We start from the raw sequence: 16,143 nt of genomic DNA on the forward strand, positions 1-16,143 counted from the left end.
ACATATGATCAGTTTATGCCTCTCAGCCGCCGTGAACGATTCCGTCTGAAAAGCCAGATGATCGAGATCGTGACCGCCGATCACTCCTGGACTTTCGACCGAACAAACCTGCTCCTGGGTGAGTGTGGTTTTCAGAGGCTCGACCCGTATGACAACAATGGCGAATTCACTTTCGCCGACAGCATTCGAGAGATTTCGGACTCCGACCTCATCGAGATGTACTCCATCGTGACCGATACGGACGTGGACGATGTAGACGCATACATCGACACCACCAACTCGTCACTCTGGAAATCCGGCTACGTCCGAGTTTTCCTATCGCACTCGGCCGCACACAAACAATTCATCGGCCACGTCGCAGACGAACTCGCCGTTTCCGGCATCCATGCATTCGTTGCTCACGACACGATGGAGTACGAGGAGCCCTGGCAGGATCAGATCGAACACGGGCTGCGGACCATGCAGGCCTTCGTCGCGATCATCCACCCGGAGTTCTTGCCAAGCGCCTGGTGCCAGCAGCAAGTCGGATGGGCTCTGGGCCGCGGGGTGCCGCGAAATGCGATCCGATATCCGTCCGACCCAGCCGGGTTCGTCGGACGGACTCAGTGGCCGCAGGCCGCCGAGATGAATGACCGAGAGGTCGCGGCACTCATCCTCGCGTGGGTAAGTCGTATACCGGAGTTCTCAGATCAAATCGTGGTGGGCCTTCTCGCCGCACTCCGTGCTGCGGATAACTACATGGATGCCGGGGCGACAGCGAAACGGATAGCAACGATCGACACCCTCACTCAGGCACAGTGGACCGAGCTGGCCGAGATCTACCACACCAATGATCAAGTCGGGCGTGCAGGACTTGTCCGTCGCGCATTGGCCCCGTACTACCAAAGTCATCATCAAACGTGGCCGCCCGAACAGCCCACCCAGACAGAGCCGAGTTGATTCTCTAGCGCCGGAACTGTTTACAGACTGTAACCGCAAGGAAATTTGGGGGCACGGTAAAGTAGTTACGTTTGAGATATCAGATCAGGTATCTCAAGGGAGTGCTCGTGAGCCCGTTTCACCTCGGATTCTTCACCGCCTTCGCGCCCGACGAGTGGAACGGGCCGATGGCCTCGGGCGGGGGCGACTTCTGGACCGGCGACTTCTACGTCGAGCTCGCCAAGAACCTCGAGCGGGCCTGCTTCGACTTCCTGCTGTTCGAAGATGCCATCGCCGTGCCCGACAGCTTCGGCGGATCCCGCGACGTCTACCTCGAGCACGCATTCGTGGCGCCCAAGCACGATCCGGTGCCGCTGACGGCCGTGATCGGATCGCACACCCGGCACATCGGCGTGGCCGCCACGATGTCCACCACCTGGAACAGGCCCTACTCGGTGGCCCGCCTGGCCTCGACGATCGACTCGCTCACGAACGGGCGGTTCGGCTGGAACCTCGTCACCACCGCGGGGGCCGGCATCGCCGAGAACTTCGGCGTCGACCACTACCCGGGGCACGACGAGCGCTACGAGATCGCCGACGAGACCGTCACCATCGCGAAACAGCTCTGGGATTCCTGGGCTCCGGATGCGGTCGTGCGCGATCACGAGACCGGCGTCTACGCCGACCCGACGAAGGTGCACGAGATCAACTACCGGGGCAGGCACTTCTCCTCCCGCGGGCCGCTCAACACCGTGCGTTCGCCGCAGGGGCAGCCCGTGCTCATCCAGGCCGGCTCCTCGTCCAAGGGGCGCGACTTCGCGGCCAAGCATGCCGAGTGCATCGTGGCCACCGAGCGCGGACCCGAGGCCATGAAGGCGTTCCGCGACGACATCCGGCGCCGGCTGGTGGAGCACGGCCGGCATCCCGACAGCTGCAAGATCATGTACCTCGTGACACCGATCGTGGCGCGCACGGATGCCGAGGCGCGCGACCTCTACGACGCCATCTTGGCCACCGATCGGTCGCAGCTGGACATCCTGGCGCGGATGTCGGGGTGGACCGGCCACGATCTCTCGGTCTACGACCTCGACCAGCCGCTACCGCCGATCCACACCGAGGGCAGCCAAGGCATCCTCGAGCGCCTCGCCCAGTGGGGCAGCGGCAAGACCCTGCGCCAGTGCATCGTGGAGATGGGCTTCTCCAGCGACAGCGTCGACCTCATCGGCTCGGCCGAGACCGTCGCCGACGAGATGGTGGAGGTGATGGCCGAGGTCGGCGGCGACGGCTTTCTGATCGAGGCCCCCGGCTTCCAGCCCAGCCGCGCCTTCGCGGTGAGCATCACGGATGCGCTCGTGCCCGCACTCCAGCGCCGCGGCGCAGTCCGAACCGCCTACACGGGCCGCACCCTCCGCGAGAACCTGCTCGCCTTCTGACCCCCTCGCTGTAGGGATAGGGGTTCACCAGGAGCTGGGAGCGTAGTCCTTGAGGAAGACGCCGAAGAGGTCTTCGCCGGCCTCACCGCGCACGATGGGGTCGTAGACGCGGGCGGCGCCGTCGACCAGGTCGAGCGGGGCGTGGAAGCCCTCCTCGGCGAGGCGCACCTTGGTGGGGTGCGGGCGCTCGTCGGTGATCCAGCCGGTGTCGACGCTGGTCATCAGGATCTGGTCGGTCTCGAACATCTCGCGCGAACTCGTGCGGGTGAGCATGTTCACCGCGGCCTTCGCCATGTTCGTGTGCGGATGCCCCGGACCCTTGTACCCGCGGCCGAACACGCCCTCCATCGCACTCACGTTCACCACGTAGCGGCGAGGCGACGAGCTCGCCGCCATCGAGGGCCGCAACCGCGAGATCAGGATGAACGGCGCCGTCGTGTTCGCGAGCTGCACCTCGAGCATCTCCAGCGGATCGACCTCGTCCACGTGCTGCGTCCAGGAGTTGACGTCGTGCAGGTCGGGCACGAGCCCTCCCGCGTCGATCGCGGTGCCGGCGGCGTGCCGCTCGAGCGAGCTCGACCCCGGCGCCAACGACTGCGCGGTCAGTTCGTCGGCCTTGGCCGCGGCCGCCGCGAGAATCGGATGCGCACTCACCGACTGCGCCAGCGACAGCGGATGCTGGTCGTTCGTGTGCCCGAAGGTGACCAGCTCGGGCAGCGGCCCGTCGGGCAGCGGAGCGAGCTCGGCATCCACCAGCGGCTGGTACGCGCCCGGAGAGCGCCGCACGGTCTGCGTGGCGTTGTTGATCAGGATGTCGAGCGGGCCGGCCGCGGCCACCTCGTCGGCGAGGCCGATCACCTGAGCCGGATCGCGCAGATCGATTCCCACGATCTTCAGCCGGTGGATCCACTCGGCCGAGTCGGGCAGGCTGCTGAAGCGCCGCACGGCATCCCGCGGGAAGCGCGTCGTAATGGTGGTGTGGGCGCCGTCGCGCAACAGCCGCAGCGCGATGTACATGCCGATCTTCGCCCGGCCCCCGGTGAGCAAGGCCCTCTTGCCGGTGAGATCGGTGCGTGCGTCGCGCTTGGCGTGGCTCATGGCCGCGCAGGCGGGGCAGAGCTGGTGGTAGAACCCGTCCACCAGGGTGTACGGCTGCTTGCAGATGTAGCAGTTGCGGGCCTTGAGCAGGGTGCCGGCGGCGCCCGCCGTGGTCGCCCCGCCGATCGGGATGCCGCGCGTCTCGTCGTCGATGCGGTCGGGTGCGCCCGTCGCCGTGGCCGCGATGACGCGCTTGTCGGCATCCGCGATCTCAGCACGCAGCTCGCGCCGCCGCTGCACCTTGACGGCCTTGAACATCTTCGCCGTGGCGCGGCGCACCGCCACGAAATCCGGATGCTGCTCGTCGAGCTGCACGATCTGCCCGATGACCTTCAACGCCACGGCCAGCTCGTCGGGATCGATGGCGGAGCGCTGCGGGTCGGGACTGTCGGTGGGCACAGCAGATTCTACGTCGAGCGACGAGGCGGGTGCGGCGAGGCGGGTGCTCCCGAACGCCTCAGGCGGCGATGCGGCCGAACCCGCCACGCACGAGGGCGGGCATGATCTCCTCGCCGAGCGCAGCGAGGTCGTCTTTGAAGTCGGGCATGATGAACACCGCTCCGTCGACGTCGGCGTGCTCGATCATGTCGGCCAGCTGCTCCGCGATCGAGTCGGTCGACCCCGCCACCGTGCCCGTGGAGATCGCCGTCGACGACGCCCAGTTCTCGTTGTCGGGGTTGTAGGCGGTGGGGTCGTGCGACACGGCGCCCCACTCCTTCGCCATGTTCGTGATGGCCACCAGGTCACGTCCCTCGTTGTAGTGGTCGATGCGGCGCTGGGCGTCGGCATCCGTGTCGCCCGGGATGATCATGAACACGCAGTAGGTCTTGAGCTTGTCGCCGTTGGCCTGCGAAATGGATCGCGCGCGCTGCCCGATCGAGATCACCGAGTCGCGCGAGGTGCCCTCGAACAGCACGCCGTCGAGGTTCTTCGCCACGAAGGCGAGCCCGGTGTCGGAGGTGGCCGCGCAGATCATCTGCGGGATGCCGCCGACCGGCTTCGGGTCGCTCTGGCAGTCTTCGAGGGTGAAGAACTCGCCCTCGTAGTCCACCGACGCCGAGGTCCAGAGCGCCTTCACGATCTCGACCCACTCCCCCGCCCGGCGGTACTTGGCCGCGTTGTCGAGGTCGAGACCGAGGCCCATCTGCTTCTCCGACATCCGGTTGCCGCCGGCGACGATGTTGAGGCCGGTGCGTCCGTTCGAGATCTGCGACTGCGTGGCCACCATCTTGGCGGCGACGGCCGGATGCAGCAGGGCCGTGTTCACCGTCGACCACACGCCGATGTCGGTGGTGGCCTGGGCCAGGCCCGCACTCGTGACGATCGACTCGAGGTTCACGTCGAAGTGCTTGGACACTCCCCCATACCCGCGCCAGACCGCCTGCGAGAGGGTGAAATCGAAGCCGAAGCGCTCCGAGTCGCGCGCCACCTCGAGGTTGTAGGCGTAGCTGCCGTCGAGCTCGGGGATGTTGCCGGAGGGGATCCAGCCGCCGCTGCCCACCGGCATGAAGATGCCGTACTCGATGTCTTTCATCAGGAGTGTGCTCCGTTCTGCTGGGCGAAAGCTTTTCGGGATTCCTCGTGGAGCACCTCGATGAGCTGCTCCTCGTAGGCGACGAACTCGGGCGAGGTGACGAGCGACAGCTCGCGCGGGCGGGGCAGCTCGATCTCGAGCTCGAGGCGCACGGATGCGGGGCGGGCAGTGAGTACGATCACCCGGTCACTGAGGTACACGGCCTCGCGGATGTCGTGCGTGATCATGACCGCCGTCCAGGAGTACTCGCTCCAGACGCCCTGCAGCCAGTTCTGCATCTCGATCCTGGTGAGCGAGTCGAGCGCACCGAACGGCTCGTCGAGCAGCAGGATCTCGCGGCCCTGCACGACCGTGCGGAGAAGGGCGGCGCGCTGCCGCATGCCGCCTGAGAGCTCGTAGGGGTGGGAGTTCTCATAGCCCGCCAGACCGAAGGTGTGGAAGAACTGCTTCGAGCGCTCGAGCGCCTTCTTTTTGGGCATTCCCTGCACCTCGAGACCGAGGGCGCCGTTCTCCACGATGGTGCGCCAGGGGAACAGCAGGTCCTTCTGCGGCATGTAGGCGAAGTGCTCGCGCTGACCGACGGCGTTCTGTCCGTCGACCCGCACCTCGCCGGCATCCGGCAGTTCGAGGCCGGCGATGATGTTGAACATCGTGCTCTTGCCACAGCCCGAGGGGCCGATGACGGCGACGAATTCTCCCGGCTGCACCGAGAATGAGACGTCGTCCACCACGTGACGGCTCTCACCGCCGCCGAGGTCGAACTCCTTCTGCAGCCCGACGAGCTGGATCTTGGGGGTGCTCATCTCAGCGGTCACCTCGCGCCTTCCTCTCTTTGAAGCTCCACGGGATGACCAGACGCTCGATCACGAAGGTCAGCAGGTACAGGGTGATGCTCAGCACGGCCGTGACGGCCACCGCGGCCAGCACCAGGTCGGTTCGGAACGCGTTCTTCTGCGTACTCATGAAGATGCCGAGCCCGGACTGCGCTCCGACGTACTCGGCGAAGATCGCGCCGACCACCGCGTAGGTGATCGAGATCCGCAGCGCCGTGAAGAAGGAGGGCATGGCCGAGGGGAGCCGCACGAAGGTGAACTCCTTCCAGCGGCCGGCGCCCATGCTGCGCAGCAGGTTGGAGGTCTCCCGATCGGCCTTGTTGAAGCCCTCGATCAGCCCCACCACGATCGGGAAGAAGGTGACCAGGGCGACCACCAGGATCTTCGGCAGCAGCCCGAAGCCGAACCAGATGATCATCAGCGGCGCGATGGCGATGATCGGGATGGTCTGCGAGGCCACCAGCAGCGGCATCAGCCCCCGGCGCAGCACGCCCGAGAAGTCGATCGCGATGGCGATGATCCAGGCCACGATCAGCGAGAAGGCGAAGCCGATCAGGGTGACCTGCAGGGTGGAGAGCGTGTGACCCCAGATGATGTCGGCGCGTTCCAGCCCCTCCACGACGACCCGCGAGGGAGCGGGCAGCACCTGCGGGCGCACCCCGGTGACGGAGACGCCGACCTCCCAGATCACCACGAGCAGCGCCACGATCACGATCGGCGGAAGCACACTTCCCCAGAACGAGCCGCGGCGAGTGCGCTTCTTCTTGGCCGGCTTCGACGGCGGGCCGGACCGCGTCGCGCGGACCGCGGGCGTCACGGCGCCGGCGGCCGGCGGCGCCGGCTTTCGATTCTCGAGACTGGTCATCTCAGGCCTCCACTGACTCGGGGATTTGGTTCCAGAAGCGGCGTTCGAGCTCCAGTGCCCGATCGGTGATCGAGACGGCGCGCTCCTCGCTCAGCGAGGCCTGGTCGACCATCCGCAGGTGACGCTGTACGAGTGCTTGGTAGTCGCCGCCGGTGTAGATGTCGATCCACTCGCGATAGGGACCGATCGCGGGGCCCCGGAGCAGGTCCAACGCGATCCCGTAGCCGTGGATGCAGGGCAGCATCGCCACCAGCATCCCGTCGGGGTCGTCGTGGAAGGTGTCGTAGAAGGCGAGGTACTCGCGCGTCTCGGCCGAGGGCCGCAGGTCGTCGAAGTCGCAGCCGAACGGCGCGGCGGCCCGCCGGTGGTGCTCGAGCTCCACGGCCAGCACCCCGTGGGCGAGGGCCACGAAGTACTCCAGCGTCTCGTCGTCGGTGGAGGTGGCGGCGAGCCGGCTGTAGTGCCGGGCGTAGGCCCGGAGGTAGAGGTAGTCCTGCTCGAGGTAGTTGCGGAACAGCGCCGGGTCCAGCGTTCCGGCGCGGATGCCGGCGAGCACGGGCAGATCCGCCCAGCCCGCGACGCTCTCCGCGATGATCGCGGTGAGGCGCGCGGAGAGCGTGCGGGCTGGGTGTTCGGTCATCGGATCAGTCGCTCAGGTACTCGTTGGTGAAGAACGTCGACCAGTCGGGCGCCTCGGTGAGCGTGGTGCCGTTCTCGTCGGCCAGGATGCCGGCATCGAGGTAGAACTCGCCCAGGGCGGCCCAGCGCTCTTCGGTCATCAGGCCGAACTCGCCGTTCTCGTCGAGCATGTAGTCCGAGGAGAGCAGTTCCTGGCTCTTGGTCACCAGTTCCGGCTCGGTCAGCACGTCGGGGTTGGCGTCGATCAGGATCTGCGCGGTTCCGTCGGGATCGGCGATGGCGTCTTCGTAGCCCTTGGCGAGCGCCTGGGTGAAGGCCTTCGTGACCTCGGGGTTCTCGCCCATCCAGGTCTTGTTGCCGAGCACCAGCAGCGCGTAGTCGTCCGGGAATCCGTAGTCGGTGTAGTTGAAGTACTTCATCGGCGTGCCCTGCAGCTCGGCCTCGATGCCCTCCCAGGTCACGAACGGGATGACGAAGTCGACGTCGCCGGAGTAGAGCGCCTCGTAGGCGCTGGTGCCGAGGGTGACGTTCTCGAACTCGCCGGTTCCGCCGTCGTCCTTGATCACCGTCGAGAGCGTGGGCACCTCGGCCACGCTGCCGAAGCCGGCGTAGGTGAGCCCGTCGAGGTCTTTGGGGCTCTTGATCTCGTCGGCATCCGCTCGCACGCCGATCGCGGTGGCCCAGTGCTGCAGGGGCGCCATGATCGCCTGCACGTCGGCGCCGGCCGCCATCGAGAAGGTGCTCACGTCTTGGAAGCCGATGCCGAAGTCGGCGGCGCCCGCGTCGATCAGGGTCTCGGGGTACGAGCCGTTGTAGGGCAGGATCTCCACGTCGAGGCCGGCATCCGTGAAGTAGCCCTTCTCGATCGCGGTGTACAGGCCGGTGTGGTTCGTGTTGGGGGTCCAGTCCAGCGCGAAGGTCACGTGGGTGAGCTCGCCGTCGCCGGCGCCGTCGGTGGATTCCGTGCTGGAGGCGCCGCTGGAGCAGGCGGCGAGCAGGCCGGCGGTGGCGACCAGCGCCACTCCGGTCGCGAGGTGTCGCTTCTTCATCATTGCTGGGTCCTCTTTCGTGTCGGGCGGTGCAGGGGGCCGTGCGGTGGGAAGGGTGGGACTGGGTCGGGGCCGGACGTCACGCGCCGGGCGGGTCGGGAGTCGGGTGTCAGGCGGATCGGGTGACGACTTCCATCCGGGACACCGTGCGCCGGAAGGCCTCGTTCGCCTTCCGCACGATCTCGGACTCGTCGACGGTGGTGAGCTCGCGGCCGCGCATCAGGATCTTCCCGTCGACGATGGTGGTGTCGACCATCCCGCCGTTCGCGGCGAACACGAGGTGACTGGTCATGTGCACGGGGGTCTCGCGCAGCATCGGGGTGAACTCCACCGAGTTCGTCTCCACCAGGATGACGTCGGCCTTGGCCCCGACGGCCAGCCGGCCGGTGTCGTGGCCGAGGGCGCGGGATCCGTTGTTCGTGGCCATCCGCAGCACGTCGGCGGCGGGCATCAGCGAGGCGTCCTGCCGCTGGGCGCGGTGCACCAGCGAGGAGTACTTCATCACCTCGAACATGTCGGCGGAGTTGTTGCACTCCACGGCGTCGTGGCCGAGCCCCACGTTGATGCCGGCGGCGAGCATCTCGGGCACCCGGGCGATGCCGTTGCCGAGTTTGGCGTTGGAGGAGGGGTTGTGCGAGATGTGGGTGCCGGTCTCGGCCATCATCCGGATCTCGTCGTCGTTCAGGTGCACGCAGTGTGCCGCGACGACATCCGGACCCAAGAGCCCGACTTCGTAAGCGAGCTCGGTGGGCCGCTTGCCGAAGCGCTCGAGACTGTTCTCGACCTCCGACATCGACTCGTTCAGGTGGATGTGGATGCCGATGCCGAGCTCGACGGCGAGCGCGCGAGTGTCGCGCAGCAGCTCGGGCGAGGCCAGCGGCAGCCACTCGATGCCGAAACGCACCTGGATGAGGCCGTTGTTGGCGCCGTGGCTGCGGTGGAAGGCGTCGACGTTGTCCTGCAGGGTGTCGAGGCGGAACTCGTCCAACGCGATGTCGTTGCTCAAGACCGCCCGGATGCCGACGACCTCGGCCGCATCGGCCAGCGCGTCGAGCTTGCGGTACATGTCGTTGACGGTGGTGACGCCGGCCTTGATCGACTCGGTGTAGCTGGCCATCGCCGCCCAGTAGGCCGCGTCGTAGTCGAGCGCGCGGATGAGCGGATACCAGCACTCGTCGAGGTACTCCCAGAGCGGCAGGTGATCGTTGTAGCCCTTGCCGAGCGCGGTGTGGAAGTGCAGGTCGACCAGACCCGGCATCACGATCTTGTCGGTGGCGTCGATCACGGTGTCGCCGTCTCGTGCCTCACCGATCGCGGCGGGAGCGTCGGCATCCTGCCCGATCCACGCGATGCGGTCGCCGTCGATCACCAGGGCGCCGTTCTCGAGGTACGTGCCCACGTCATCCAGCGTGAGGATCATGCCGTTTCGGATGATGGTGCGGGGCATCGTGCTGTCCTCCGGATCGGTCGTGAGCGTCTTTCAGATCTAAGATCTTATTTAGAGGCTACGGTCACCGAGAGGCCCTTTCAAGCCGATTCGATCACTGTTCACACGCGGTAACACGCCCGAAACACGAGGCCGGGGATCCCGCCGCGAGGGGCGGCCCGCGGTGGAACAGGCCCGAAACATGGGCTGGCTAGGGTGAGGCGCACGCACGATCCGACCCGATAGGAGCAGCATGTCCCTGCTGGTGACCAACGCCCGACTCATCACCGTTCCGGCTGGCAGCGACGACGCCGGGTACATCGAGCGGGGGTGGATGCTCGTCGAGGACGGACGGATCGCCGCCATCGGGGCGGGCGACCCGCCGGCGTCGGCAACCACAGCCGACGAGACACTCGACGTGGCGGGCGCCTTCGTCGCCCCCGGCTTCGTCTCGTCGCACTCGCACCTGTTCACGAGCGGGCTGCGCGGCCTCGGCGTGGCCGAGACGCTGTACGGCTGGTGCGACGCGATGCTCGGCACCACCGCGCACGCCTCCCCCGACGACATCTACTGGTCGACGCTGCACGGCGCGCTCGACTTCCTCGGCAACGGGGTCACGACGGCGTACAACTTCACCGATCCGCTGCAGGCCTGGGAGCGGATGGTCGAGGGCAGGCGCACCGGCACCGCCGGGATGCGCGACCTCGAGTACCACACACGTCAGGCCGACGGATGCCACGATGCCGGCATCCGCTTCGTCGACTCGATCGGGATGGATGCGACCGTCGGCAGCGACGAGGAGATCTTCGACCGCTTCGCCGCGCAGGTGGCGCACACCCGGGCGCTCTCACCCGAGCTCGCCCTGGGCGCCTCGATCATGGGCCAGGTGCAGTGGTCGCCGCGGGAAGACGCCGCGTGGCTGGAGGTCGAGGCCATGAAGCGGTTCGCCGTGACGAACCAGGCGCACTTCCTCGAATCGCCCGAGGCGATCGAGCTGCAGCAGGCGAAGTTCGCGCAGTACCGCGATGCGGGAGCACTCGGCCCGGGGATGATGTTCGGTCACTTCATCCAGACCACGCCCGAGATCATCGAGCAGGCCGCCGCCGGGGGTGCCGCGATGTCGTGGCAGCCCGCCTCGAACGGCCGCCTCGCCTCCGGGGTCGCCCTCGTTCCCGAGATGATCGCGATGGGGATGAAGGTGGGGATGGGGCTCGACGACCAGGCCTGCACCGACGTCTCCGACCCGTGGCAGAACATGCGGATGGGGATCGCGATGCAGCGGGCCCGTACCAAGGACCCGCTGTCGATGATGCCCGAGCAGGTGCTGCGCCTGCACACGCTCGGCGGCGCGGAGATCATGGGCGTCGACGACCGGGTCGGCAGCCTGGAGGTGGGCAAGTTCGCCGACTTCGTGGTGGTCGACCCGCGCCGGCCCGACGTCGGGCCGCTGTGGCATCCGGTGCGCAACTACGTGCTCTCCAGCACCCTGCGCAACCTCAAGAAGGTCTACGTGGGCGGCGTGCTCGTCTCCGAGGACGGCGTCTCGGCCAACCCGCTCGCCGCCGAGGCCTCGGCGCACGTCCACCGCTCCCTGCCGGCCATCGCCGCGCAGTGGGGTCACCCGCACTGAGCGGGGCTCCCGCTCAAAGGCGCTCGTCGTCGATCACGAGGCCCGCGCCGAGCCAGCCGACGGCCATCGTGACCAGGTTCGGACCGGCGTCGTGGATGCGCGGGTAGACCGAGGCGTCGATGATCTTGAGACCCTCGGTGCCGAACACGTTCAGGCGGCGGTCGACCACGCGGTCGATGCCGCACGAGCCCACCGGGTGGTTGTAGGTCTCGACCTTCTCGCGCAGGCGCGGAATCAGGTCGGCGGTCTTCCACCAGGCATCCGCCGGCACGGTCACGATGCCCTCGTCGGCCATCGCGTCGATCACGTCGGCGGTCTTCCGCACGGCGAGCGCCATCCGCTCCGCATCGCTGTCGGTGGCGAGGTGTCCGAGGCGGATGCGCCCGCGGTCGGCGTCGGGGCCGTCCGCGATGCGGGTGATGCTTCCGCGGGCGTCCGGCTGCATGAGCGCGACCGAGACGCTGTAGGAGGCGCGGGGCGCCGAGCGGTCGTAGAGCCAGGTCGAGAACGGGAACACCTGGAACTCGTCGGCGGGATCGTCGGCCACACCGGCCCGCAGCAGCGAGCCGCTCACCGGGCGCGCGAAGACGTCGGCCTCGTCGCGCGCCAGCACGTTCATCATCAGCCAGGGGTGGTCTTGCAGGCCCTGGCCGATGCCGGGCAGATCGAAGCCCGAACGCCAGAGCAGCTCGGGGGTGCCGTACGCGCCCCCGGCGATGATCACGAGGTCGGCCGCGATGGTCTCGACGCCACCGGGGCCGTCGACCTCGACGCCCACCGCGCGCCGCGTACCGGCGGCGGAGCCTTCCATCAGCACCCGGCGCACGAAGGTGCGATCGCGCAGCGTCACCCGGGGGCGCACGAGCGGCATCACGGCGGCGAGGGCACCCCAGCGCCCCTCGTCGACGCGGTTGGTGGGCCACGGTCCGACGCCCTGCGTGCCGGGGGCGTTGTGGTCGGCGCAATCCGGATGCCCGTTCCGCCGTGAGGCGGCGGCGAAGGCCTCGTCGAGCGGACTCTGGGAGAGGCGGGTGACACGGATCGGGCCCGCGTCACCGTGGTAGGGCTGCTCGCCGAACTGCTCGTCGGTCTCGATCGCGCGCAGTCCCGGCAGCAGATCGTTCCACTGCCACCCCTCGCCCCAGGCCTCGAAGCCGCTCGGCTGGCCGCGCGATCCGGCCGCGGCGTTCACGCTCGAGCCGCCGCCCAGCACCTTGCCGCGCACCAGGTGGTGGCCCGAGTCGAGGTCGGTGTAGTCCCAGTCGGCATCCGGGAACGCGTGCTCGTGCAGGAACCGGTGCGGCACCGGGTCGCCCGGGTCGACGCCCGCCTCGATCAAGGTGACCTCGGCGAGGTCGGCGAGCCGGTGCGCGGCCAGGATGCCGCCGTTGCCGCCACCGGCGATGACGATCTTCATGCGGTCACCCCCGCATCCGTCGCCGGCTCGTCGAGCCCGAGGAGGGCCGCGAAGTTGCCGCCCATCACGCCGTCGAGCTTGTGCTGCGGAATCGGGTCGAGCCCGAGCGCAGCGGCCTCCTCGTTCACCGTCAGCAGCTTGGTGCGCAAGCCCACCGGGTCGTACAGGAACCCCGGGAAGTCGGTGCCGAACATGATCTTCTCCAGCGGCACGAAGAACGGCTCGGCGCGGTGCAGGTAGAGGAAGAGGTCGCGCCGCGTGATCGTGGCGATGTGGTAGCTGATCTCGGTGTAGAAGTTCGGATGCTTGGTGAGCATGAACATCGCCTCCTCGATCCACGGGATGCCGCAGTGCGCGATGATCACCTTGAGGTCGCGGAAGTTGCGGCCGATGTCGTCCAGCAGCGCCGGCCGGCCGTACTCCATCTTCGCGTCGATGCGGGTGGACCCCGCCTGGTGGATCATCACCGGGATGCCCAGGTCGCGCGCCGCCTCCAGCACCGGGAAGGCGAGATCGCGGTCGACCGGCGACCAGTGCTGATACATCGGGTAGAGCTTCACCCCCTTCAGCCCGTCCTCCTGCACGGCACGGGCGAGCTCGTCGACAGCAGCTTTCACGCCGCGGTAGGCCGGGTTCACCGAGGCGAAGCCGATGATCGTGTCGGGCTCGGCCCGCACGCAGCCGGCGATGTATTCGTTGCAGCGCTCCGGATGCTGCTCTCCCGTCACGTCGGTCTGGCCCAGCACGTCGACCGTGCCCATCAGGCGGCCCTCGAGGTACTGCGGGCTGACGGCGAGTGCCACGATCTTGTCGAATCCCGGATGCGCCGCGACCGTCTCGTGCGGACCGACCACCCCGAACCCGTCCTTGCCCTCCGCGGCCTCGATCTCCTCCCACTCGTGGTCGACCGGGCAGCGGTGGCTCGGCAGTTTTCCCTCGGCACGATAGATGGTGAGCGAACCCTCGCGGCCGTAGCGCTTGGTGAAGGCGGCATCCGTGCCCATCGAGAGGATGTGGGTGTGGGCGTCGATGTGCAGGGTCATGGCGGTGCTCTCTTGCTCGGTGCGGCTCGGTGCGGTCAGTAGGCGAGGTCGGGCCAGGTGCTCCCAGTGAAGCCCTGGTCCCAGAACTGGCGCTCGAGGCGGCAGCCGGTGACGAAGATGTCGGCGGCGCGCCGGCGGGCGGGTTCGGGCATGGCGGCGAGCTCGCGGTCGAATGAGTCGCGCAGAGTGGTGACCACGGCGTCGTAGGCCTCGCTGGCGAAGAACGCGATCCAGCCGCTGTAGACCGGATGCTCGACCGCTCCCGTTGCGAGACCGCGCGCGATCTCGCCGTAGCTCCAGGCACAGGGCAGCAGCGCCGCCGCGATGTCGTTGGCGTCGCCGTTCGCCGCGACCGACAGCAGCCACGAGGTGTAGGCGACCGTTGCGGGGGCGCGGATGCCCTCGCGGGCCGGGCCGGGGCCGGCCAGATCGAGCACCGTGGCGAGCATCCGCTCGTTCTGCGGGATCTCGACCTGCACGATGTTCACCAGCGCCTCCGTGTATTCGGCCAGCACGACGCCGTCGGGCGAGCGCGAGGCGCCTACCGCCAGCATGCGTGCGTAGTCGGGCAGGTAGAGCAGGTTCTGGGTGACGTAGAAGCGGAACCGCTCCAGCGGCAGGCTCGCGTCGGCGAGTCCCGCGGGGAACGGATGCTCGATCAGCGCGTTCCAGAGGCCGCCGACCGAGTCGCGGAGCTCGGCGGTGGTGGCCGGAGCCGGCGCGGTGGTGGCGGGAGCGATCGGGGCAGCGGCGATCGGGGCAGCGGCGTTCATGCTGGCACCGGCATACGCTCGCCGAAGTGGCCGCGGAGCGTCGATCCGCTGTACTCGGTGCGGAACACCCCGCGCTGCTGCAGCTCGGGAACGACCCGGTCGACGAACTCCTCGATGCCTTCCGGCAGGGTCGACGCGTTCACGTTGAAGCCGTCGGCCGCGCGTCCGTCGAACCAGCGGACCAGCTCGTCGGCGATGGAGGACGCCGTCCCCACGCAGGTGAAGTGCCCGCCCCCGGCGGAGATGCGCTCGAGCATGGTGCCCACGGTCACCTTCTGCCCGTCGTCGTCGATCGAGAGCGTCTGCATCATCACGTAACGACCTTTCGGGCCCGGGAAGTCGTCGAGCGGTGGCAGCTCCGGCATCCGCTCGTTCGGATCGAGCCGCGAGCAGTCCATGCCGATGTAGCCGCCGAGCACGGCGAGCTGACGGTCGAGGGACTTGAGCGAGTCGAGGAACCGCTTCTTGTCGGCGGCCTCGGCCTGGGTGTCGCCGATGACGGTGACGACCCCCGGCAGCACCACGATGTCGTGCTCGTCGCGGCCGTGCTCGCGGGTGCGGCGCTTGATGTCCTCGTAGTAGTCGCGGGCGTCTTCGATCGTGGAGCCGATGCCGTAGATGCCCTCGGCGTAGCGCGCGGCGAGGTCCCTGCCCTGCGGCGAGGCGCCGGCCTGCACCATCACCGGGCGGCCCTGGGCGCTCATCGGGATGTTGAGCGGGCCCTCCAGGTCGAAGGCGGCGCCGTGGTGGGAGATCGGGCGGAAGGCGGACGGTGCCAGGAAATCGCCGCCGGTCTTGTCCATCAGCACGGCGTCGCGCGGGTAACTCTGCCAGAGGGCGAGCAGCACCTCGGCGAACTCCTGCGCCCGGGCATACCGCTCGGCAGGCGGGAGCAGCGCCGCCATCCCGTGCAGCGGCGCCTCGGCGTCGCTCTGCGAGGTGACCAGGTTCACGCCCGCCCGTCCCCTGCTCAGCAGGTCGAGCGAGGCGAGCGACCGCGCGGCGTTGTAGGGGTCGTGGAAGGAGGCGGACATCGTGCCGATCAGGCCGATGTTCGTGGTCTTGGCGGCGATGTAGGACAGCAGCGAGATCGGCTCGAACATCGACGCGGCGCTGTTGTGCAGGCCGCCGAAGGAGGCCAGATGCGAGTCGGCCAAGAAGACGGCATCGAAGAGTCCCCGCTCGCAGGTCTGCGCGAACGACGCGAAGGTGTCGGGATCGAACGCGCTCTCCCGGCTCGTTCCGGGCCGCTGCCAGGCTGCCGGATGATGCCCGTAGAGCCTCATGAAGAGGTTCAGGTGGAGCATCCGGCCGCCACGCTCGTCGTCAGTCGACATCGTCCGCGCCTCCCAGATCTATTTAAGATCTAGGATCTAATATCCCGGTTACAACGACGTCACGCCTTCGTTTCGATCACGTTGCGAGTGCGCGCCGCCGTCGTGGGCAAGCGCGCCGGGCTCAGCGTCCCTCAGCGCGGCGGCGGGA

General features: G+C 68.0%; 14 protein-coding genes. 3 read left to right on the forward strand and 11 right to left on the reverse strand.

What is annotated here, in order from left to right; genetic code table 11:
- Positions 1 to 15 precede the first annotated feature (15 nt).
- Together Q0D75_RS17005 and Q0D75_RS17010 are read left to right on the forward strand one after the other, a co-directional pair.
- Entirely contained in the window at positions 16 to 939 is a 924-nt protein-coding gene (locus tag Q0D75_RS17005) for a toll/interleukin-1 receptor domain-containing protein (RefSeq protein WP_291056089.1), read from the forward strand.
- A 107-nt stretch (positions 940 to 1,046) separates the two neighbouring features.
- Positions 1,047 to 2,351 (forward strand): NtaA/DmoA family FMN-dependent monooxygenase, encoded by a 1,305-nt coding sequence (locus Q0D75_RS17010; protein ID WP_291056091.1) that lies wholly within the window; start codon positions 1,047 to 1,049, stop codon positions 2,349 to 2,351.
- A 24-nt stretch (positions 2,352 to 2,375) separates the two neighbouring features.
- On the opposite strand, the gene Q0D75_RS17015 is transcribed toward Q0D75_RS17010, so the two are convergent.
- The 7 genes from Q0D75_RS17015 to Q0D75_RS17045 all read right to left on the reverse strand — a co-directional run bounded on the left by Q0D75_RS17015 (position 2,376) and on the right by Q0D75_RS17045 (position 9,816).
- Positions 2,376 to 3,848 carry an SDR family oxidoreductase gene (locus tag Q0D75_RS17015; RefSeq protein ID WP_291056092.1) on the reverse strand — a complete coding sequence of 491 codons (1,473 nt, stop codon included), beginning with the start codon at positions 3,846 to 3,848 and terminating at the stop codon, positions 2,376 to 2,378.
- A 58-nt stretch (positions 3,849 to 3,906) separates the two neighbouring features.
- Positions 3,907 to 4,983, reverse strand: coding sequence for an LLM class flavin-dependent oxidoreductase (locus Q0D75_RS17020; RefSeq protein WP_291056093.1), 1,077 nt, complete (start codon positions 4,981 to 4,983; stop codon positions 3,907 to 3,909).
- The gene (locus Q0D75_RS17025) at positions 4,983 to 5,786 is read right to left on the reverse strand and encodes an ABC transporter ATP-binding protein (RefSeq protein ID WP_291056094.1); all 804 of its coding nucleotides are present in this window, start codon (positions 5,784 to 5,786) and stop codon (positions 4,983 to 4,985) included. The genes Q0D75_RS17020 and Q0D75_RS17025 overlap by 1 nt, the downstream gene beginning before the upstream one ends.
- A 1-nt stretch (position 5,787) precedes the next feature.
- Entirely contained in the window at positions 5,788 to 6,681 is an 894-nt protein-coding gene (locus tag Q0D75_RS17030; RefSeq protein ID WP_291056096.1) for an ABC transporter permease, read from the reverse strand.
- A gap of 1 nt (position 6,682) precedes the next feature.
- Positions 6,683 to 7,321, reverse strand: a complete 639-nt coding sequence (locus Q0D75_RS17035) for a hypothetical protein (protein WP_291056098.1) — start codon at positions 7,319 to 7,321, stop codon at positions 6,683 to 6,685.
- Between the two features lie 4 nt (positions 7,322 to 7,325).
- Positions 7,326 to 8,372 carry an ABC transporter substrate-binding protein gene (locus Q0D75_RS17040; protein WP_291056100.1) on the reverse strand — a complete coding sequence of 349 codons (1,047 nt, stop codon included), beginning with the start codon at positions 8,370 to 8,372 and terminating at the stop codon, positions 7,326 to 7,328.
- A 106-nt stretch (positions 8,373 to 8,478) separates the two neighbouring features.
- Positions 8,479 to 9,816, reverse strand: coding sequence for an amidohydrolase (locus Q0D75_RS17045; protein ID WP_291056102.1), 1,338 nt, complete (start codon positions 9,814 to 9,816; stop codon positions 8,479 to 8,481).
- Positions 9,817 to 10,048: 232 nt separating this feature from the next.
- Here Q0D75_RS17045 and Q0D75_RS17050 point away from each other — a divergent pair, with 232 nt between their 5' ends.
- The gene (locus Q0D75_RS17050) at positions 10,049 to 11,425 is read left to right on the forward strand and encodes an amidohydrolase family protein (RefSeq protein ID WP_291056104.1); all 1,377 of its coding nucleotides are present in this window, start codon (positions 10,049 to 10,051) and stop codon (positions 11,423 to 11,425) included.
- A gap of 13 nt (positions 11,426 to 11,438) precedes the next feature.
- On the opposite strand, the gene Q0D75_RS17055 is transcribed toward Q0D75_RS17050, so the two are convergent.
- Genes Q0D75_RS17055 through Q0D75_RS17070 form a run of 4 tightly spaced genes read right to left on the reverse strand, consistent with a single transcriptional unit; the run spans position 11,439 to position 15,995 of the window.
- The gene (locus tag Q0D75_RS17055; RefSeq protein ID WP_291056106.1) at positions 11,439 to 12,842 is read right to left on the reverse strand and encodes a GMC family oxidoreductase N-terminal domain-containing protein; all 1,404 of its coding nucleotides are present in this window, start codon (positions 12,840 to 12,842) and stop codon (positions 11,439 to 11,441) included.
- A complete protein-coding gene (locus Q0D75_RS17060) occupies positions 12,839 to 13,885 on the reverse strand; it encodes an amidohydrolase family protein (RefSeq protein ID WP_291056108.1) in 1,047 nt (348 codons plus the stop codon). Before Q0D75_RS17060 ends, Q0D75_RS17055 begins: the two co-directional genes overlap by 4 nt.
- 35 nt (positions 13,886 to 13,920) lie before the next feature.
- The gene (gene tenA / locus Q0D75_RS17065) at positions 13,921 to 14,658 is read right to left on the reverse strand and encodes a thiaminase II (protein ID WP_291056110.1); all 738 of its coding nucleotides are present in this window, start codon (positions 14,656 to 14,658) and stop codon (positions 13,921 to 13,923) included.
- Entirely contained in the window at positions 14,655 to 15,995 is a 1,341-nt protein-coding gene (locus Q0D75_RS17070) for an NtaA/DmoA family FMN-dependent monooxygenase (RefSeq protein ID WP_291056113.1), read from the reverse strand. The genes tenA and Q0D75_RS17070 overlap by 4 nt, the downstream gene beginning before the upstream one ends.
- Positions 15,996 to 16,143 lie beyond the last annotated feature (148 nt).

This window comes from Herbiconiux sp., from assembly GCF_023264855.1.
In the GTDB taxonomy this organism is placed as follows: domain Bacteria; phylum Actinomycetota; class Actinomycetes; order Actinomycetales; family Microbacteriaceae; genus Herbiconiux.

Coding starts and splice junctions, on each gene's coding strand:
- Q0D75_RS17005 (WP_291056089.1), top strand. CDS start 16: ATGCCTCTCAGCCGCCGTGAACGATTCCGTCTGAAAAGCCAGATGATC.
- Q0D75_RS17020 (WP_291056093.1), bottom strand. CDS start 4,983: ATGAAAGACATCGAGTACGGCATCTTCATGCCGGTGGGCAGCGGCGGC.
- Q0D75_RS17025 (WP_291056094.1), bottom strand. CDS start 5,786: ATGAGCACCCCCAAGATCCAGCTCGTCGGGCTGCAGAAGGAGTTCGAC.
- Q0D75_RS17030 (WP_291056096.1), bottom strand. CDS start 6,681: ATGACCAGTCTCGAGAATCGAAAGCCGGCGCCGCCGGCCGCCGGCGCC.
- Q0D75_RS17035 (WP_291056098.1), bottom strand. CDS start 7,321: ATGACCGAACACCCAGCCCGCACGCTCTCCGCGCGCCTCACCGCGATC.
- Q0D75_RS17040 (WP_291056100.1), bottom strand. CDS start 8,372: ATGATGAAGAAGCGACACCTCGCGACCGGAGTGGCGCTGGTCGCCACC.
- Q0D75_RS17045 (WP_291056102.1), bottom strand. CDS start 9,816: ATGCCCCGCACCATCATCCGAAACGGCATGATCCTCACGCTGGATGAC.
- Q0D75_RS17050 (WP_291056104.1), top strand. CDS start 10,049: ATGTCCCTGCTGGTGACCAACGCCCGACTCATCACCGTTCCGGCTGGC.
- Q0D75_RS17055 (WP_291056106.1), bottom strand. CDS start 12,842: ATGAAGATCGTCATCGCCGGTGGCGGCAACGGCGGCATCCTGGCCGCG.
- Q0D75_RS17060 (WP_291056108.1), bottom strand. CDS start 13,885: ATGACCCTGCACATCGACGCCCACACCCACATCCTCTCGATGGGCACG.
- tenA (WP_291056110.1), bottom strand. CDS start 14,658: ATGAACGCCGCTGCCCCGATCGCCGCTGCCCCGATCGCTCCCGCCACC.
- Q0D75_RS17070 (WP_291056113.1), bottom strand. CDS start 15,995: ATGTCGACTGACGACGAGCGTGGCGGCCGGATGCTCCACCTGAACCTC.